At 37.2% G+C, this 18,956-nt stretch carries 24 protein-coding genes and 1 pseudogene; 9 read left to right on the top strand and 16 right to left on the bottom strand.

Annotation, left to right across the window (positions count from 1 at the left end; genetic code table 11):
* From H346_RS10705 to metG, 3 genes and pseudogenes are all read left to right on the top strand, one after another.
* A pseudogene (locus H346_RS10705) lies at positions 1-262 on the top strand (hypothetical protein); the annotation flags it as partial.
* Positions 263-993: 731 nt separating this feature from the next.
* Positions 994-1,704 carry a YoaK family protein gene (locus H346_RS0109080; RefSeq protein ID WP_027970812.1) on the top strand — a complete coding sequence of 237 codons (711 nt, stop codon included), beginning with the start codon at positions 994-996 and terminating at the stop codon, positions 1,702-1,704.
* 160 nt (positions 1,705-1,864) lie between these two features.
* On the top strand, positions 1,865-3,868 hold the full coding sequence (gene metG / locus H346_RS0109075) for a methionine--tRNA ligase (RefSeq protein ID WP_027970811.1): 2,004 nt from the start codon (positions 1,865-1,867) through the stop codon (positions 3,866-3,868).
* A gap of 729 nt (positions 3,869-4,597) precedes the next feature.
* Here the strand turns inward: metG and H346_RS0109065 are convergent.
* The 16 genes from H346_RS0109065 to H346_RS0108990 all read right to left on the bottom strand — a co-directional run bounded on the left by H346_RS0109065 (position 4,598) and on the right by H346_RS0108990 (position 13,769).
* Positions 4,598-4,801 carry a cold-shock protein gene (locus tag H346_RS0109065; protein WP_027970809.1) on the bottom strand — a complete coding sequence of 68 codons (204 nt, stop codon included), beginning with the start codon at positions 4,799-4,801 and terminating at the stop codon, positions 4,598-4,600.
* A 978-nt stretch (positions 4,802-5,779) separates the two neighbouring features.
* Complete coding sequence (locus H346_RS0109060) at positions 5,780-5,989, bottom strand: BOW99_gp33 family protein (RefSeq protein WP_027970808.1); 210 nt, start codon at positions 5,987-5,989, stop codon at positions 5,780-5,782.
* Positions 5,990-6,100: 111 nt separating this feature from the next.
* Entirely contained in the window at positions 6,101-6,553 is a 453-nt protein-coding gene (locus tag H346_RS0109055; RefSeq protein ID WP_027970807.1) for a type II toxin-antitoxin system HicB family antitoxin, read from the bottom strand.
* 39 nt (positions 6,554-6,592) lie between these two features.
* Entirely contained in the window at positions 6,593-6,775 is a 183-nt protein-coding gene (locus H346_RS0109050) for a type II toxin-antitoxin system HicA family toxin (protein ID WP_009910449.1), read from the bottom strand.
* 183 nt (positions 6,776-6,958) lie between these two features.
* Positions 6,959-7,345, bottom strand: a complete 387-nt coding sequence (locus H346_RS0109045; protein ID WP_009910450.1) for a hypothetical protein — start codon at positions 7,343-7,345, stop codon at positions 6,959-6,961.
* 140 nt (positions 7,346-7,485) lie between these two features.
* Positions 7,486-7,986: a hypothetical protein gene (locus H346_RS0109040; protein WP_027970806.1), complete on the bottom strand. Its 501-nt coding sequence runs from the start codon at positions 7,984-7,986 to the stop codon at positions 7,486-7,488.
* Between the two features lie 69 nt (positions 7,987-8,055).
* Positions 8,056-8,487: a hypothetical protein gene (locus H346_RS0109035; RefSeq protein ID WP_027970805.1), complete on the bottom strand. Its 432-nt coding sequence runs from the start codon at positions 8,485-8,487 to the stop codon at positions 8,056-8,058.
* Positions 8,488-8,822: 335 nt separating this feature from the next.
* Positions 8,823-10,283 carry a DNA primase family protein gene (locus H346_RS0109030; RefSeq protein WP_027970804.1) on the bottom strand — a complete coding sequence of 487 codons (1,461 nt, stop codon included), beginning with the start codon at positions 10,281-10,283 and terminating at the stop codon, positions 8,823-8,825.
* A gap of 59 nt (positions 10,284-10,342) precedes the next feature.
* Positions 10,343-11,209 (bottom strand): primase alpha helix C-terminal domain-containing protein, encoded by an 867-nt coding sequence (locus H346_RS0109025; protein ID WP_027970803.1) that lies wholly within the window; start codon positions 11,207-11,209, stop codon positions 10,343-10,345.
* Positions 11,206-11,478 (bottom strand): MerR family transcriptional regulator, encoded by a 273-nt coding sequence (locus H346_RS0109020; protein ID WP_017768772.1) that lies wholly within the window; start codon positions 11,476-11,478, stop codon positions 11,206-11,208. The genes H346_RS0109025 and H346_RS0109020 overlap by 4 nt, the downstream gene beginning before the upstream one ends.
* Positions 11,471-11,821, bottom strand: coding sequence for a helix-turn-helix domain-containing protein (locus tag H346_RS0109015; protein ID WP_027970802.1), 351 nt, complete (start codon positions 11,819-11,821; stop codon positions 11,471-11,473). The genes H346_RS0109020 and H346_RS0109015 overlap by 8 nt, the downstream gene beginning before the upstream one ends.
* A 60-nt stretch (positions 11,822-11,881) precedes the next feature.
* On the bottom strand, positions 11,882-12,085 hold the full coding sequence (locus H346_RS0109010; protein WP_024393715.1) for a hypothetical protein: 204 nt from the start codon (positions 12,083-12,085) through the stop codon (positions 11,882-11,884).
* Positions 12,078-12,281 carry a hypothetical protein gene (locus tag H346_RS0109005; RefSeq protein ID WP_024393714.1) on the bottom strand — a complete coding sequence of 68 codons (204 nt, stop codon included), beginning with the start codon at positions 12,279-12,281 and terminating at the stop codon, positions 12,078-12,080. Before H346_RS0109005 ends, H346_RS0109010 begins: the two co-directional genes overlap by 8 nt.
* Complete coding sequence (locus tag H346_RS0109000; protein ID WP_024393713.1) at positions 12,271-12,546, bottom strand: hypothetical protein; 276 nt, start codon at positions 12,544-12,546, stop codon at positions 12,271-12,273. Before H346_RS0109000 ends, H346_RS0109005 begins: the two co-directional genes overlap by 11 nt.
* Positions 12,547-12,927: 381 nt before the next feature.
* Positions 12,928-13,551 carry a Rha family transcriptional regulator gene (locus tag H346_RS0108995; RefSeq protein WP_024393712.1) on the bottom strand — a complete coding sequence of 208 codons (624 nt, stop codon included), beginning with the start codon at positions 13,549-13,551 and terminating at the stop codon, positions 12,928-12,930.
* A gap of 14 nt (positions 13,552-13,565) precedes the next feature.
* Entirely contained in the window at positions 13,566-13,769 is a 204-nt protein-coding gene (locus tag H346_RS0108990; RefSeq protein ID WP_024393711.1) for a helix-turn-helix transcriptional regulator, read from the bottom strand.
* A 205-nt stretch (positions 13,770-13,974) separates the two neighbouring features.
* On the opposite strand from H346_RS0108990, the gene H346_RS10895 reads away from it, so the two are divergent.
* The 6 genes from H346_RS10895 (at position 13,975) to H346_RS0108955 (ending at position 18,678) form a co-directional block, all read left to right on the top strand.
* Positions 13,975-14,490 (top strand): helix-turn-helix domain-containing protein, encoded by a 516-nt coding sequence (locus tag H346_RS10895; protein WP_244147259.1) that lies wholly within the window; start codon positions 13,975-13,977, stop codon positions 14,488-14,490.
* Positions 14,491-14,842: 352 nt separating this feature from the next.
* A complete protein-coding gene (locus H346_RS0108980) occupies positions 14,843-15,988 on the top strand; it encodes a tyrosine-type recombinase/integrase (protein ID WP_027970801.1) in 1,146 nt (381 codons plus the stop codon).
* 95 nt (positions 15,989-16,083) lie between these two features.
* A complete protein-coding gene (locus tag H346_RS0108975) occupies positions 16,084-16,320 on the top strand; it encodes a DUF2829 domain-containing protein (protein WP_027970800.1) in 237 nt (78 codons plus the stop codon).
* On the top strand, positions 16,313-17,017 hold the full coding sequence (locus H346_RS0108970) for a 3-oxoacyl-ACP reductase (protein WP_027970799.1): 705 nt from the start codon (positions 16,313-16,315) through the stop codon (positions 17,015-17,017). The genes H346_RS0108975 and H346_RS0108970 overlap by 8 nt, the downstream gene beginning before the upstream one ends.
* A 249-nt stretch (positions 17,018-17,266) precedes the next feature.
* The gene (locus H346_RS0108960) at positions 17,267-17,707 is read left to right on the top strand and encodes an ASCH domain-containing protein (protein WP_027970798.1); all 441 of its coding nucleotides are present in this window, start codon (positions 17,267-17,269) and stop codon (positions 17,705-17,707) included.
* 11 nt (positions 17,708-17,718) lie between these two features.
* Positions 17,719-18,678 (top strand): Gfo/Idh/MocA family protein, encoded by a 960-nt coding sequence (locus H346_RS0108955; RefSeq protein ID WP_027970797.1) that lies wholly within the window; start codon positions 17,719-17,721, stop codon positions 18,676-18,678.
* Positions 18,679-18,956: the final 278 nt, after the last annotated feature.

Below are 18,956 nucleotides of genomic sequence, written 5' to 3'. Positions count from 1 at the left end.
GACATCATCAACAACTGAAAAACCATCAGAAGGTCAAGAGCCAAAAGGCAATTATGATAAGGGACGTGAGGATGGATTTAAAGTCGGTTATGAAGATGGATATTATGGTAAATCCCATCAGGGAGAGCATCCTAAAGGGAAGAACGTCAGAAGTGATAGCTATGAACAAGGTTTTAATGACAGTTATTCAGCGGGATACAGTAGGGGAAAGACTGATAAAAATTTTAATCAACCTTATGAGGTACCTAAAACTGAATATTAAACTTCTAAGGGAAAATTCGAAGGTAAAAAGGTAGTGTTAGATTTTTACCATCAAAGATTTCTAATTGATGTGTATGGAGTAATTTAATAATTGCTTATTATTGAACACTATTTTCTTTAAAAAGGCTAAAAACTAGAACAAAACTAAGTTTGAGTTAATACTCGAACTTAACACATTATGGTTAGAAATGGAAAAGACAAATGAAAGCTATAAGCAATGTAATTATAAGTAGCAATCGTTTATCTCTTTCATTTTTGTAGAAAGTTTTGTTGTCATCTTTTTTGAAGAATTTTCCTTAATTTTTAACAAAATTTTCGCTGAAAAACTGATGAGTCTATTAAAAAAGAGAAATGATTTAATTCTTTTCAGAAAGAGCATTCTCTCAACTCTTCTCCTTTTAGTCAAATGGCAATGAGAATTTAGCCCTGTTAGAAGAAATTCAGTCCGTCTACTTTATCCATGAAAATATGCAGGAAATGGGTATTGTCTGACAAAGATTATAGGCATTTTCTTTACGTGTGTGTCGTGGTCAACTAGCAGAAAGACTTGATTTAACAGTCTTTCTATGCTATACTGGGTCTATGTTTGGAGGTTTTCCGACACTGAAAAAACAAGATGTGATGAGGAAATCCATTGTTAATAAGTTGTCAGATTGCCCCCTAAAATCAAGAAAAATACTGTTTCTCAGTATTTTTTCTTTTGCAAATAAATAATCGGGCTAAGGAGGAAAGATGTCCAAGACAAGACGAAAAAAATATCAGGTTTATGAAGGGTTGAGATGTGCCATGATGCTTTGTTTTATCAGTGGCTATGTGAATGCCTTTACTTATATGACGCAAGGGAAACGCTTTGCAGGGGTGCAGACCGGAAATCTGCTTTCATTTGGCATCTATTTATCGGAAAATAAGCATGATCAAGCCTTGCAGTTTTTACTTCCCATCTTAGTTTTTATGCTTGGGCAATCCTTTACCTACTTTATGCATCGCTGGGCGAATCAAAAAGGCTTGCACTGGTATCTCTTATCTAGTTTTATACTAACTGGCATTGCTTTATTAACTGCTTTGTTGACACCGTTTTTATCCTCTTTTTTTACAGTATCTGCCCTAGCCTTCTTTGCCGCTATTCAAGTGGATACTTTTAAAACGCTACGTGGGGCAAGTTATGCTAATGTTATGATGACAGGAAATATCAAAAATGCTGCCTATCTGTTGACTAAGGGATTTTGCGAGAAAAATAAGGAAATCACACATATTGGTCGAAATACCCTGATTGTGATTCTAGCTTTTGCCTGTGGTGTTATTTGTTCGACCCTCTTATCTCTTGCTTATGGCGAATATGCCTTAGCCCCCATGTTGCTTCCCTTACTTTATGTTAATTACTTATTGGCACAAGAGTTCTATCATATTCAATCAAAGATTAAGCCTATTAAACGTCGTGTTTGATCGTTTTTGAAAAATACCTAAATGCTGTTTCCCCCTTATCAGTTAATTTACTGGTTTTGTTACCATTTGAAATGTGATATAATGAGTCATTGATAGCTGAAATGTCTCAGCCAAAGGGAAATTAATCAATAAGGTTTCATTAGCCTTGAAAGGAAAAGAAATGACTGATAAAAAACCATTTTATATTACCACACCGATTTATTATCCATCGGGGAAATTACACATTGGTTCTGCCTACACGACCGTTGCTTGTGATGTATTAGCACGCTACAAACGCTTGATGGGTCACGATGTCTTTTACCTTACAGGACTTGATGAGCATGGGCAAAAGATTCAAACCAAGGCGAAAGAAGCTGGTGCTTCCCCACAGGTCTACGTTGATGGCATGGCAAAAGATGTCAAAGCTCTATGGCAACTGCTTGATATTTCCTATGACAAATTTATTCGTACCACAGATGATTATCATGAAGAAGTGGTGGCTGCTGTGTTTGAAAGATTACTAGCGCAAGACGATATTTATTTGGGGGAATATTCAGGATGGTACTCTGTTTCGGACGAAGAGTTTTTCACAGAAAGCCAGTTAGCGGAAGTTTACCGAGATGAATCGGGTCGTGTTATTGGTGGTGTGGCGCCATCAGGTCACGAAGTTGAATGGGTATCAGAAGAATCTTATTTCCTACGGTTAAGTAAATACGCAGACCGTTTGGTGGCTTTTTTTAATACTCATCCGGATTTCATTCAGCCAGATGGACGTCTTAATGAAATGCTGAAAAATTTCATTGAGCCTGGCTTAGAAGATTTGGCAGTTAGCCGCACCACCTTTACTTGGGGGGTCCCAGTGCCTTCAAATCCTAAACACGTGGTTTATGTGTGGATTGATGCTCTCTTAAACTATGCGACAGCCCTTGGCTATGGGCAAGAGAATCATGCCAATTTTGATAAGTTCTGGAATGGAACGATTTTCCATGTGGTTGGAAAAGATATTTTGCGTTTCCACAGTATTTATTGGCCGATTTTATTGATGATGCTTGATTTACCAATGCCAGATCGCCTGATTGCTCACGGTTGGTTTGTTATGAAAGACGGTAAAATGTCCAAGTCAAAAGGGAATGTGGTTTATCCAGAAATGTTGGTGGAGCGCTTTGGACTTGATTCTCTCCGCTATTACCTCATGCGTTCGTTGCCAGTTGGTTCTGATGGAACATTTACACCAGAGGATTACGTTGGACGTATCAATTACGAATTAGCCAATGACCTTGGGAATCTTCTCAATCGTACAATTGCTATGATTAACAAGTATTTTAGTGGTGTAGTACCTGTTTATACAGAAAATGTAACAGCTTTTGATGCTGACTTAGTGCAAGTGATTGAAAATAATCTAGCAGATTATCATAAACAAATGGAAGCTGTTGATTACCCACGTGCTTTAGAAGCAGTCTGGACGATCATCGCTCGCACCAACAAATACATTGATGAGACAGCTCCTTGGATATTAGCTAAAGACGATGGTGATAAAGTGCAATTAGCCAGTGTCATGGTGCACCTAGCGGCTAGCTTGCGCGTCGTAGCACACTTGATTCAACCTTTCATGATGAAAACATCAAATGCCATCATGACACAGCTTGGTTTGGGAACGAATTTTGATTTAGAAAGCCTTACCTTATCAGGATTCCCTGAAAATACAACCGTTATTGCAAAAGGGACACCAATCTTCCCTCGTCTTGATATGGAAGCAGAAATTGCTTATATCAAGGAAGAAATGAGGAAAGGCTCTGCTATTTTTCACGAAAAAGAGTGGAATCCGGAAGAGGTTGACCTCAAATCAGAAAAAGAGGAAATCAACTTTGAAACCTTTGATGCTGTGGAGATTCGTGTGGCAGAAGTTAAAGAAGTAGCTAAAATAGAAGGTTCTGATAAATTGCTGCGCTTTAGATTAGATGCGGGTGATGGTCAAGACCGTCAGATTTTATCAGGTATCGCAACATTTTATCCAAATGAACAAGAATTAGTTGGTAAAAAACTCCAAATTATAGCCAATCTCAAGCCACGAAAAATGATGAAAAAATACATCAGCCAAGGAATGATTCTTTCGGCTGAACATGACGGGAAATTGACCGTTTTAACAGTTGACCCGTCGGTACCAAATGGTGCGATTATTGGGTAAGCTAATATGGTTATAAGATAAAAGCAAGAGATGAGGATTGTAGTATTTTCCTTACTCTCTTGTTTTTATTGTAATTGGCAAATGAGATGAAGCCATAAGGCGATGGGGTTTGAAAGATAGTGACAAATAAATGATGGCATGCTTGCCTTCACTGATATTTAAACAAGCCATTTTTAGATTTAGCAGTTTTCCTGTTATTCAGTGGATTAAGGAAAAATATGGTTATCAATCACTTTGTCAATTTCAGTGCTGACTCTTTTTATTCCAGTATTATTGCTGTTGTTTCAATTATTCTTTTGAATAAATGGCTTTCTTTGTCAAAAAAGCATATCTTTGACCATTCGTCTAGTGACTCTAATCTCTTTTACCAATGTTTTAGTAGAGCAATTCAACCTTGCTTTTTTGATATAATGGGCTGGCTAGTTTCAATGCTAGTTGAGTTTGGTTGTGGCATTACTACCAGATAAATGTTAAAACAATGTGAAGAACAGGGTTAACTATAACTCAAGATCAAGGCGATTTAGGTTAGGTCATCACCTAAAGTAGGCTGAAATAGAGATCGTGCCCTATTTCTTAGGATTTTCTAACTTTCTAAATCCGTTAGCCCCCTTAGAAAAGAACAAAAAAGACCTGATGGTTGTAATGAAGTATTCAGGTTAATATCAAGTATAATCATTGCACAACACAAGAAAAACCCGTAGATTATTCTACGGGTTTTTCTTGTGAGTTTTAAGCAATTTTAGTAATATTTGTTGCTTGAAGACCACGTTGACCTTGCTCAACTTCAAAGGCTACTTTTTGACCTTCGTCTAAAGATTTAAAACCATTTGATTGAATTTCTGAGAAGTGGGCGAAAACATCTGAACCATCTTCTTGTGTGATAAAGCCGAAGCCTTTTTCTGCGTTAAACCATTTTACTGTACCTTGTGTCATTTGAGTTACCTCTTTTTAGTTATTTGTAAAAAAATATTAAGAGGAAAACAAAAGATGAAACTGATACTTTGACTCGAAAAACTTATTTACAATCCTTACTTTAACATGATTATGATCATAAGTCAATGATAAAGTTTAAATAAAGTTATTATTAGGGTAATGTTTAACATTAACTGTTTTTTCATAGTGAAAATCATTTGTCAGTTGTTTTTTGTTTTATCTGACTAACCAACATCTTTTATAAGGAGAAATTTTGATATTAGAAGTGTTAACGAATTATGATTGATTAATGACGAGTTGATGTCCTGACAAGGTGTTTCATCATGGGTTAGGTGTTTAAATGAGCAAGTCATTGTTTGCTTTTCTTAGCCCTTGCGATATAATAGAAATGAAAAAGTACTTACTAGTTTTAACTTACTAGAAAATGACAACAATTTATAAAACAACTCATTACAAGGTTTAAGAAACCTTATCAAATCAACGTTTATAGACAATAAAGGAGAAAACCATGACATTTGAAGAGATTTTCAAGAATGGCTTAGAATACGGTCCTTTAGGCATTTATGAGCTATATTTTTAAGGACTTTTTGAAAAATTTTAGTCATAGATTTTCTTTAATAGTCTTCCAAAGTCCACAAAAAGGTGAACAAAAAAGACCTAAAATAGGTCAATCAAATAATGAGTTCAGCAGGCAAGAAACTAGCACCCCACAAGGTGCTTTTTTAGTTATCTAGTATTTTGCTGATAGCTATATTATATCAAAAAAAGGAGCGTTTGACCTCACGGGTTAACTCTCCCTAATCGGCTAGACTATGCAAGCCTCCAGCTGTGAATATATTATATCATGTTTATCACGCGCATTAGTTATTTTATCTATCGAAAAGATAAGCTACCTAAAAGCGCGTGGTTATCAAATTTGTTGACCTTAACAAAACAATTTCAAGCGAATATCAAGCGGAAACGTACAGTATCTTGATGTTATAACTCTCCCTTTTCCATCTTCTCTTTGATTATCCTAGCCCAAATATTATAAAAAGGGTGTCCTGCTGGAATAACAGGGGGATTTTTAGCAAATTCTTCTTGTGATAAGGTGGTTTCTTTGTCTAATATTGTACCGTCTGCTAGTTCAGTACCTTTAGGGGCAATGTGGGTTATTATTGGTGTCCATTTTTCTTTAGGTTTAGCCATGTTAAAATTACTCCTTATTGTGTAAAAATACAAAATAGGGCTAACCTTACACTTTAGCAGTTTATCTGTTTTAGTGTACTGGTTTAGCCCTATCATATAAGTTAGATAGTGTTAAGCATGAATTTTCTTATCTGCAATAGCGTCTGTTAAGGTCTGTGAGAAATTTAGCCCTAACTCACGCCCTAAAGTATCCGCCCAACGTGGAATAGTTAGTGTTTTCTTTACAGGCTCTTGACTGCCTAGATACTCAGCAACGTCAACCATAACCATAGATACAAAAGACTTGCTAGGGTCATAAACTAGCTCTATGTCCTTATCATCACGGAAAGGGTTATTATCAGCCAATGATAAAGCGTTAATAGGGGAAGGTGTGGGAATATCTCGCCCATTCTCAATATAATCAGCTAGATGAATACCTAACCAATCGCTAGCCGTTGCCATAGCGTCTGCCATATCTTCGCCCTGAGTTGCTGAATGTTCAAAGTCTGGGAAAGTGACAAAATAAGGGGCGCTAGCTCCGTCTGTATCATCATAATAAAATAAAGCTGGATAAGTGACAAGCATAGTTTACCTCCAAAATCAAAGACAAGCGAGGGACTGCTTTTATAACAGCCCTGCTTGCTTTTTGATACCCCTTTCGGTGTATTTGTTAATTTCACCGTGGGGAATGGTTATAGGTCGCTCGCCTACTTTTTCAAGTTTAACGTGAGACCCCTTACCACCTTTAGTTTTTGTCCAACCATGGGCGGTAAGTAGCTTAACCATTTCTTTTTGTGTCATAGGCATAGCGCTTTTACCTCCTGACAACATTATTATATCACACGTGCTACACGTATTCAAGTAAAAAGATAATATTTTGTCTAATATCAGTTATCAAAAATAGCCCCTAAAATCGTTTCTAAGGGCTTTTAGTTGCTGTATGGTTAATTTATCGGATAAAGCAAAACACGCGCTAAAATAGGGCTAAATTTAAGCTTGAGGCTGTTCTAGTTGCTTTTGTAACCGCTCTAAGTTCTTAATAGCTTTTTGTCTAATGCTAGAGACTTCTCTATAATCTTTTAGACCGCTTACCTCTACTAGATGTTTGTCTTTTACTCCTTCGATATATTGTAAGGTCAAAATTTTACGTTGGTTTTCGTCTGATAGCTGATTGATTAAATCTGTCATACGTTGCCGTTTTACTTTAATTCCTCGTATTGCTACCAATAATCTTGCTTTTTTCTTTCTAATTCTCCTAGACTGTACTGGATAAGTTTTCTCAAGTTCAAGTTTATCATTTTCTAAACTAGAAATAGCATCTTTCAAATCTCTAATGTCTCTTAGTCGCTCGTTAATCGTCATATTGATTTCAAACATAATTTAATACCTCGCTATGACTATGATTATATCAAAAAAGCGCGTATTCTTTGTTCGTTCTTTGTTCGATTGAGTAAGTTTATTTGTTTTGGGAACTAATAGAGCGTTCTTTATTTGTTTATTTTGTAAATGCACCCTGTTTATTTAAGTCCGCCTAGCCAATAACTCAACCCTTTATCTAAATAGCTGGTAAATTTTCTGTAATGTTTCCAGTATGTCTTAGCCCTCATTCTTTTTGGTCTGCTAGGAAAATTGTCATAATCAACGTATCCTTTTTGGGGATAGTAACTAGGGTCTATCTTTCTAGCCTCTTTGAAAGCTAGCTCAAAATAATATTGACAATCTGTTTTACTTCGGTTTAGTGTTTTCTTGTAGACTTGTTGACACATCCCACAACCAAAATACAGATATTGCTTATAAAGTTTCCTGCACCGCCTACCACAATCAGGACAAAGAAAGAAGTAGCGGACACCTCCATAAGTGCCTGGTATGCTAGCTAGGTTTATCTGTTGGCTACCGTAGTTAACAGTTAGGTTATTAAGGTCAATAGTGATACCTACTCCCTTTAACTTACCGGATACTCTTGATAAGCGTTTTTGTTTCAATGGTTTGGTTATGCTTTCTATGGTCAATTCAATCATTTTCCTCTCCTTTATTGGCAAAACCCAAATTTATTGATTAAACAACAAAAGAGGCGCGTGCCTCTCTGTTCAACCTTTGGCTAGTAACCCACTGATTGCTATATCTCGGATAAACTGGCTTGCTGGTAGCTCTAACAAATCTAGTAACTCACCTAGTGCCTGTTTGTCTGTGCTGGCAATCATTTTCTTTAAGGTGTTTTCGTATTGCTGTTCTAGATAGTCGCAAAATGTCAATCTTTGGGCTTGTGTCGGTGTAGCATTCAAAGCTATATAACAAGCTTCAGTTATCTGTGAGAATAGTTTAGCACGCGCTTCTGGGTGCTTATACAGTTCATAAATGTTCAGACTGGTATCCTCTGCTTGTAACTTTTTAGCTATTTCCATTAGTTTAGGAATATCGCTAGGCTCAATAGGTGTGTCATCAGCCATATAATTTAGGCGGCGTTTCTCCAGTTCTAATCTATCTTTTTCAGCTTGTTCTAGGTAGTCATTTTCTGTCATTTTTTAGTCTCCATTTTCTGCTTTAAGAAAAATTATGTAAAATTTTAGCTTTTGTGACCAACTTTCAAAAATCTTGGTCACGTTCAAAAAGCTAGTAGTATCAAGGGTTTAGCTATGGTATTGACCTTGTGACCGATTTTGAAAAAAATTATTTATATAAAAAAGATGAAATGATTTCCAACTCCTATATATATAAATAAAAAACTTGGTCACATGGTCACATTTTGATAATTTAGAGGTAAAAAGTCAGTATTATCAAGGGTTTCAGCGTGTGACCGATTTTTAAAATCTTGGTCACATCTTGGTCACACGGTCACAAACTTTGATACTTCTTATTATTCTTGGTTATTTCTGTGTACTCCCTTAGGTACTCCTTGAAGTTTTCGGCTATGCCAACCGTTAGGGTCAAGGATATTATAATCGTCTAATGGCACGCGCCCAGTCTTTAAGTTATAAATATCAGCAACTTCTTTATTTAGTACAGCAGTTATTTTTTTTCCAAAGCTGTATAGGTTAGCGTTTTTTATCCCCTCGTCCTCTGTAAATTCCTCTAGACATTGTTTGATAATGGGTAAGGGAACATGTTGCAACTCATGATAGCCATTAGGAATATAAGTGCCAACCACAAAAGAATAATAAAAATCATTGTCCTCTTTGTACTCATCTAACATGTCTTTAACTGCTTTGGGTTCAATGAATTTATCAAACTCTGCCATATTTAGGATTTTATAGAGTACCCACTCTAAAAGCTCTTTGTTTTTAATAAAATCGTCTTTGATTTCTGGGCGTTCTACTGTGCCATTAAAATCTGCATTAAACGGTACGATACACAAACGCCTGTACCAGCCCTGCGATTTGTTTCGACTTCTAGGGATACCATTACCAGAAAAGATGCATAATAGGCGATAACTAGCCTCATAAGGTTGTAAATGTTTAGGGTTTACTTGGATTGTATCGCCTGTGACAATACTCATTAGGTCGGAAACACTGTCTAGGTATTTATCAGAAATATCATCACCAATATTACAAACCTTTCCATTAAGCGCTGAAAGTAGGTGCTGTTCTTGGAATTGGTCGGGTTTTAGGTTGCTAATGTTTTCCTTACCTATCAGATTTTCTAATAGGGCTTGAAATGTCCCTTTTCCGTTGTTCCCATCTCCAGTTAAAATGACCATCTTTTTGCGCGTGCGGTTGGGATTGATAGCCTCGTTCATAACTTGCCAAAGTAGTGTAATGATTTCCTTATCGTCACAAGCAAGAGTCCCTAGCCACTTATCAAAATCGAACCAACCGCCTAAAAGGGGTTTTTTAGCCTCTGGATTGTATGCTGTGGTTATCTTGGTTGTGATAACATGCTTAGGGTTAAATGGCTCTAATTGTTTAGTATGTAAGTTAAAAATGCCATTTCTTACTGGTATTAAATAGCTTTCCTGCATAGGGGGCTTGATTTTTGTTTCTGTCCTTAGAAAAATAATCACTTCTTCGGTAAATCGCTTAGATGTTAGCCTGCTGTCAAATTTTAGAATAAGTTTATTGACTATATCACGGCTGGCAATATAATAGCCTAGGTCTAAATGGTAAAAATAGAGCTGGCTACTGTCTGTTAGCTTGCTGTATCCAATAAAGGTAAAGTAGCAATTTTTGAGTAAAATATTAGCTACCTCAGCAACACTAGGGCGTGGTATTTTTGTTTCTACCTCGCCTTTTCTGTTACCTTTGGTGATTTCCTTTTCCTCTTTGTGTTCATCTCGCCATGTCTCGCCTAATGACTGTAACAGTTGGTATAGTTCTTTCATGGTTTTGGGCTTTTTAATCTGTTTAGCATTATCTAATTCCTGTTGTAATTCATTGATATTCACATTCTCGACCTCTTTCTAATTTCAGATTTCACAATACTCTCAAAAGTTCTATCTAACTCTCTTTGTGGTATTGGGCTGTCAGTAACGCTATTTGCTATCAGTGTAAGCTCATAGGCTGTTTCTACGTCACAATCAACCCATTCATTAAGCAGTAGCCCCACAAAGCGCGTGAGTGCTATGTTACGCCCTCCCTCGTCTCCAAAGCCATGTAACAGGGGATCTATCACGCGCATTGTGATAGATTTCTGACCGTTGGTTTTAAGTGTGTAAGGAGTAGTGCTCTTTTGAGTTGCTCGGTTCTGCCTTGCTTTTGGTACTGGATAATCTTCCCCATGGTTAATATAGCGCAGATATTCTTCTGGGTTGCCTGTGGTTACAGGTAAGCCTTGTAACTGTGACCATGTAAGACTTGCCATATCAAACGGTAACCCAACCTTATCCGCTATCTCCTTGACTACCTGCTTATAGGTTGTCTCATTCATGTTATGGCTAGGCTTTACTACAAGCCTATAACGGGGCTTTTCTGCGGTGTATTTGATAGTTGGGTAAATAATATAACTATACTCCCAAAGTCGCTCAGAAACGGTTTTAGGTAGGTTTACGCCTGTATCTATCTCATCATAATCTAGGAAAATCAAATCACGATAAATAAGACTTGCATTGTTTCGCTTATAGCTACCGTTTTTCTCTGGCGTGACTTTACCACTTAAACAGTAGGGGGCTTGTGTTCGCTTATATTCTTCTAAATCAGTACCTTTAGGGACTTCCAAGGGTTTAAAATTAGAGATATATTCAAAAGGTTCTAGCTTTCCCTTGTATGGATAAAGTAAAGACCCAAAGCCACGGCTTTCATATATTGTCATTTCTCCGCTCCTAAAAATATTAAAAGGTCATCAATTTTATAAAAGACTTTGCGCGTGTCCTCGATAGGAGGGGTAAGCCTTTTTAAGCCTGCACGCTCCCAACGTTGCAAAGTTTTATAATCTACATCCAGTTCATCTTTTATCTGTTTGGGAGTGATTAAGCCTGTTATACGTGGTTTGGGTTTCAGATATTCTTTTAGAAACCCAGATATTAGCGATAATATGCCACGTTTTAGGCTATTTTCACTTTCTTTACTTAGGCTAAACATTCATATCAACCCCTTTCAGTAGTTCCTTGTAGCTATCAAGCTCAGCATTTAACAAAACACTTAGGCGCTTTTGTTCTTCCTGTACTTGATTATAAAAAGCTTTAGCGCCGTCTAATAGCTCAGCCTTATCTGCTGGGATAAAGTAACCACGATTAAAGCCATGCCTTACGCCAATGATAGGAACGCCATAGCGCGTGATTAAACGGCTGATTATACTTTGTACTGTCCTTTCTTCTAACTTCAAAATAAGGGCTATTTCTGCCCCTGTTGTGGGGTTGTCAGCCCCTACCTTGATAAGATTAAGCACGCGCTTATAATTCTCTGGAAGCGGTGGTAGTGTCATTCTGTTACCTCCGTTTGCCTGTCTGGGTAAATATCTATTGTGTAAATCATGAAATGCCTCCTAGTTAAATCTCTTACCTGCAAGCCATACATAGGCACCATAGCGCTCTTGGACGTGGGCTGTGGTGTTTTCCTCCACCTTGTCAGTTTGTGGGCTATTATCAAGCTCTATATAGCTCTCATAACGCCATAATAAAATTAGAATAGCCAAGGAAACAATAATCAAGATAACACTTTCAGTCAATGTTGGGATTAATTCATTCATTGCCATACTCCTTGAAAAATTTATCTGATAATTCTGTGTGTTCTGAAACAAGATGCTTTAACCCATTAGTTGCTACTGTTACAAGGGATATTGCTTTATCTGGGTTAATATCACTAATAGCTATCTCTAAAGTGCTGATAACATTTACTAGCTCTGTGCATAGCAATTCATAGTTACTTAAAATCTTATCGTTCATGTTGTCTAATAACCTCCAATTCTTTATCATCATCACAATTTATCAATTTACAAGCGATTAAATCTAAATCTTGATATAGTTGTTCTGTCATTTCAAAAATAACACTAAATGCTTGTTTCATTTGATGGTGTAAAATAGTGCTATCTGCTCCAGCATTATCGGCAAGTAATAAAGCATTGCCTAGCTGTTGGATAATTTCAATACGTGGGAGCAACTCAGCGATTTGGTTGCCTTGTTGCTTGATGTTTCGTGTGCTTAATGCCATATTTTGGTACCTCGTTATCATATTTTCTGGGTAATTGCCTCATGCTCTCGGTCGCCCAACTTGTAAGCATAGGCTGTTATAGGTTTTTTTCAAATTGGTTTCTTGCGTCTGTCATTTTTAAGAGTTATGTCTCTCCGTATGGTCAAGATACCTAAATCATGGTATAATCTAGGTATCAATAAATTACTAAAATCCCTTTAATAACGGCTTGCCTGCTGTTATTGGATTTAATTTAATTGTGTGAAAAGGCTTGGAAGTTTGGTCGCTATCAAAGCCTTTTTTGTTGCTCTCACGCGCCTACTAGGTGCGTTTTTTAATCATCTTCTGGGCTATCTGTGGTAAATGCCCATAGTAAAAGGTGTAGTAGTGCGGTCAGTATGCCTATTGTGATACCTCCGTTTTCTGTCTGAATACCATGTTTTTAATATCTTGATAGCTCATGCCTAGGTTAATCATAGCGATAGCCATATCTTCTAAGGCTTGATATCTGACTAGCTCTGTACTTGTTAAGCTATCAATGCCATTATGTCCGCCACGTTGTGCCATAAGTTGCTTTTTATTCAATCCGCTAGCGCCTTTTAGTAGCAAGTTATTAACGGTTGGGTGCGCGTGTTTGGGAGCTTGTTCCCATGTTTCTATACTATCGTGCAAGGTTTTGCGCTTTGGTTTTTCTAAAGCTCTCTGATAGCGAAACTCTGCCACCTCTTTACGCAACTCAAAGAATGCTTTAACTAGGTTCTTTTTGAACTCTCTTACGGGTTCGGTATTTTTGAGATAGGTTATCAGCAAAGTAGCCTGTTGCTCATTCAAAATATAGGTTTTTTTAGGTTGTCCTCTAGTGTCTAATTTATGGATTTCAAATCCAAGTATTCCTAAAGCCTCAAAATCTACTTTATGCTCTCTAATTAAGCGCGTGATGGTGTGGTGTTGTACCTCTGCGCATTCAGCGATAATCTCGCTGGTTGTGTATGGCTCTTTCTTGCCGTCCATGTAAACAATGTTCATTGTGTGCCTCCTTTCTAATCTTGATAAAATAATTCGTCTATGGTTATATCTGGTTTGATTTCAGCAACCATTGACTTAATAGTTAGACGCTCCTTGTCATTAAAGGGTGTTTTCTTTGTCTCTTTGTTATTGTAAGATTGCAAAGAAATATCTAGCTTGTCCGCCATAGCTTGCTGGGTTAATCCTAACATGACCCGGTAGCCTTTGAGTTTGCTCATACCGTTCTCCTTTCTTTGAAAAATCCCCCTCCATAGATTGAAAGTGTGAAAGGTTGTGGAGGGGTGATGGCACATTTTTGTTGTGCTTGATTTGAATGATACACAATAATTTTATTCTTGTCAACTGTTTTTTGATAAAATACACAAAAAAAGTGTACTTTTTTCAAATTATGATATATAATCACTTTTGAAAGGTCGTGAAATTATGAATAGATTGAAAGAATTAAGGCAAGAAAAAAAGCTATCTCAGAAAGAGTTAGCTAAAAAAATTGGCGTGCATTATAGAACTTTACAAAATTGGGAAAACGGTGAAAGCCAAATCAAACCAGACAAAGCTAAACAATTAGCAGATTATTTTGGGGTTCAAGTTTCTTATTTGCTTGGGTACAGTGATTTTAGAACTTGGGCGGAAGAAGATTTTTATCATACAACTGGTTATCCAATGAATCTATCTTATGAACCTACTGAAAGAGTAGTAAAAATAGATATTCCTAAAAATACCCTAAGCGATAAAGAACTTATGGCTTTACCTCCAGAAGAAAGAAAAGCGTATATCAGTGAGTATCTAGATGCTATGAGTGAGGCTCTGTCTTCTCTGTCAGATACAATAGCAGATACTGCGGGGATAGCAGCAGACGTTACGGGTGACCAATTAGGTAAGTTAACTAATAGCTTAATAAAAACTTTGGCTAAACTAAATGAAGTTACACATAGAGACTAACTCACGCGCCACATAGCAAAGCTCCGTAGCCTAAAATTTTAGATTTTCTGTGTGCTACACCTTAAAAAATGTCTAGTTTTGTCAAGTTTTGTAAATACGCCTTTCAACATGTTTCAACAAAATCAGTATTTTTTAGTAAATTGCGCGTGGTACAAAATTATCTTACTCTTACCATTTCATAAAGGCGCTCAAATGCTTTGTATAGCGTTTTAACCTCAATCAATATAAATAGACTATCTACCTAAAACAAACGAAAATAGAGGCATTCTCGTAAGCCCTCGCATGATATAAACCCAATTCAATCTAAAATCTTTTTAATAACGGCTTGCCTGCTGATAGAAAGGTTCATATCATGAAAATTACAGAAGTCAAAAAGAAAAATGGTACGATCGTGTACCGTGCTAGTGTTTATTTAGGTACTGACCAGGTAACAGGTAAGAGATCTAAAACAAGCGTAACAGGTAGGACAAGAAAAGAAACTAGGCAGAAAGCAAAGCAAGCGCAAGATGACTTTATTTCTAATGGTTATACAGTTACTAAAGTTGTACCGATAAAGAATTATCAAGAACTTGCAGATTTATGGCTAGAAAGTTATCAGCTTACGGTAAAGCCTCAAACATTTATAGCAACTAAGAGAATGCTTTATAATCACTTAATACCAGTCTTTGGTGCTTTGAGATTAAATAAGCTATCTGTTAGCTATATACAAGGCTTTATCAATGATTTATCTACTGAGTTGGTACATTATAGCGTTGTCCACTCAATCAATAGGCGTGTTTTACAATATGGGGTATCCCTCCAGTTATTGCCATTCAATCCTGCGCGTGATGTCATATTGCCTAAAGTACCAAAAAAGAAAAATAAGGCTATTAAGTTCATAGCTCCAGAAGATTTAAAAGCGTTAATGACTTACATGGAAAAGCTAGCCAATAAGAAATTCAGTTATTTTTTTGATTATGTCTTATACAGCGTTTTACTTGCTACTGGTTGCCGATTTGGGGAAGTAGTAGCTTTAGAATGGTCTGATATTGACCTAGATAACGGTACTATTAGCATAACCAAGAATTACAGTAGGTTATTAAAGTTAATTGGTACGCCAAAGAGCAAAGCAGGGGTAAGGGTCATAAGCATAGACAAGAAAACAATCAATCTGCTACGACTTTACAAGAATAGGCAACGACAATTATTTATAGAGACTGGGGCGCGTGTTTCTTCTGTGGTATTTGCAACACCACTAAAGGAATATCAAAACATGGCAACTAGACAGGAAAGCCTAGACAGGCGGTGTGCTGAAATTGCTATCCCTCGCTTTACCTTTCACGCTTTCCGACACACTCACGCTAGTTTATTGCTAAATGCTGGTATCAGCTATAAAGAATTACAATACCGTCTAGGTCATGCTACGTTAGCTATGACAATGGACATTTACGGACACCTCTCAAAAGACAAAGAAAAAGAGGCTGTTTCCTATTACGAAAAAGCCATAAATTCTTTATAAGTCCACAAAAAGGTGAACAAATTTTATTTTTTGAACTCATAGGCTCAATGAAAAGCCTATTAAATCAACGTTTATAGACAAAAAGGAACTAAACCATGACATTTGAAGAGATTTTACCAGGTCTAAAAGCCAAAAAAAAATATGTTCGTACTGGCTGGGGAGGGGCTGAAAACTATGTTCAGCTTTTTGATTGTATGGAGCAAAATGGCGTAGCACTGGAAATGACCCCTTACTTTTTGATTAACGTTTCTGGAGATGGGGAGGGCTTTTCCATGTGGGCGCCGACACCTTGCGATGTTCTCGCTACTGACTGGGTAGAAGTGTATGACTAAGCGTGTACTCATTACTGGAGTTTCCTCAGGTATCGGTCTAGCACAGGCACGTTTGTTTTTAGAGAATGGCTATGCTGTTTATGGTGTTGACAAGTCAGATAAGCCTGACTTGTCCGGCAATTTTTATTTTTTACAACGAGATATTAGCAAGGAGTTAACTCTGGCTGCGCTTTCGGATTTTGTACCTAGTGTGGATATCTTGTGCAACACCGCAGGAATCCTTGACGCTTACAAACCCTTGCTTGATGTGACAGATATTGCACTTGAAACGGTTTTTCAGACTAATTTTTTTGCTAATGTCCGTCTTACACGCCATTATTTGGAAAAAATGGTAATAGCAAGGTCAGGTATCATTATCAATATGTGTTCTATAGCCAGTTTTATGGCAGGAGGAGGTGGTGTTGCCTACACTGCTAGCAAACATGCCTTAGCAGGCTTTACCCGCCAATTAGCTCTGGATTATGCGAGGGCAGGTATTCAGGTTTTTGGAATTGCACCAGGTGCTGTAAAAACTGCTATGACTCAGGCAGATTTTGAACCAGAAGGCTTGGCACAATGGGTGGCAGATGAAACCCCTATTGGTCGCTGGCTTGAACCGGAAGAAATAGCAGATCTCACCTTGTATTTGGCTTCAGGAAAAGCAAGCGCCATGCAAGGGGAAATTATTAAAATGGATGGCGGTTGGAGCTTGAAATAACCAAGTATATTGAAACTGGTTTTGGCAATTCTTGGCTGATTCGTACAGAATATCAATAAGATGATAAGATTCTAAGGGCATTCCGGGATCTATCAAGGCTAAGTCTACCTACTTAAGGGGCTAGATGGGGCATATTGCCTATATTTTTGATCTTAAAGAAAGGGTTAAAATGCAGAAAAAGTTTTGCAAAGCCTTTAAATGTTTTTTGGTATTGTATCAGCTATCTAGCTTGAATTTGACGGAGAAAAAATGACAGCAGAAGAACTTTGGCAAGCTTACAAGGAGATTAATCCAAGTATCGGTGATAAGATGGATGCTTGGGCCTTTGGTGTTCAACCAGATTTATTAGCACAATTGGTCTTAGAAGGGACTAAAACGGCGACAGCTTCTGCCTATGACTTATATGCCGTGGACCAAGAACCACTTCCTCAAGTAGGAACTTATGACATTATTTTAGACGGAAAGGATCAAGCTATTTGTATCATTCAAATCACTAAGGTATCAGTTGTTCCTTTTCAAGAAGTATCAGCAGAGCATGCCTATAAAGAGGGGGAGGGTGATCGGAGTTTGGCAGGGTGGCGAAAAGTGCATTATGATTTTTTCCAACCTTATTTTGAGCAAGTTGGGCTTGTTTTTTCTGAAAAAAGTCCTCTTGTTTTAGAGGAATTTCAGGTGGTTTACCCACAGTAAAGGAGATTAAGATGAAATTAGCTATTTTAGGAACTGGAATGATTGTTAAGGATCTTTTACCTGTTTTAAAGGAAATTGATGGTATTGATCTGATGGCTATTATTTCAACCCCTCATAGTATTGATGTGGCAAGAAACTTGGCAGAAGCTTTTGATATTAAAGAGACAAGTAGTAATTTTGATGATATTTTGCAATCAGAAGTTATTGATACAGTTTATATTGCAACGCCAAATCATTTGCATTTTGAAGGTGCAAAAGCAGCACTGTTAGCAGGAAAACATGTGATTTGTGAAAAGCCTTTTACCATGACTGTTTCTGAATTGGATGAACTAGTTGGCTTAGCCAAAGAAAAAAATCTAATCCTTCTTGAAGCCATTACCAATCAGTATTTAAGCAATATGCAGTTTATGAAAGCCCATTTAGACCAACTAGGAGATATTAAAATTGTTGAGTGCAATTATTCCCAATATTCCTCACGCTACGACGCCTTTAAGCGTGGTGAGATTGCGCCAGCTTTTGATCCTCAAAAAGGTGGTGGTGCCTTACGTGATTTAAACATTTATAATATTCACTTGGTAGCGGGGCTTTTTGGAATTCCAAAGACTGTTCAATATTTAGCCAATATGGAAAGAGGAGTTGATACGTCTGGTGTGTTGGTGATGGATTATGGGACCTTTAAAGCAATTTGTATTGGAGCTAAGGATTGCACTGCAGATATTAAATCAACTATTCAAGGAAATAAAGGTTCAATGGCAGTGCTTGGTGCTACTAATACCTTACCGCAGGTTCAATTATCTCTTCATGGAAAAGAGTCACAAGTCGTCAATCTGAATAAGCATGAGCATCGAATGTATGAAGAATTTCTTGCCTTTAGAGACATGATTGATCACAAAATGATCAATAAGGCCCATGAAGCCTTGGAGCATAGCAGAGTTGTGATGACCATTTTGGAACGTGCTGCAAGGTCTTAACCCCTATTAATGAAAAGGATTTGATAGCCTTACCGGTACCTCAACAGTTAGACATAAAATAACGATTGGGGTATTTTTTGAGTGCGATCGTCCTATTTTTATTTCCATAAATTGTTTTCCTGACACTTGTTATAGCTATTTTGGAACTTGCCGTTGAGGATTGGGTATTTTAAATAAAAGCGCTATCGCAAGGTTTGAATGCTAAACGAACAAAAGTTCAATCATTTGGAAGGTCTCTTATTTTCAGCGTCAGTTTTGCTTAAAAAAGGGACAAATGG

Origin of the sequence: Streptococcus castoreus DSM 17536, from assembly GCF_000425025.1 — a bacterium.
Taxonomy (GTDB): Bacteria; Bacillota; Bacilli; order Lactobacillales; family Streptococcaceae; genus Streptococcus; species Streptococcus castoreus.
The sequence above is the reverse complement of the archived record's forward strand: the minus strand, read 5'-3'. Positions and strand labels throughout refer to the sequence as shown.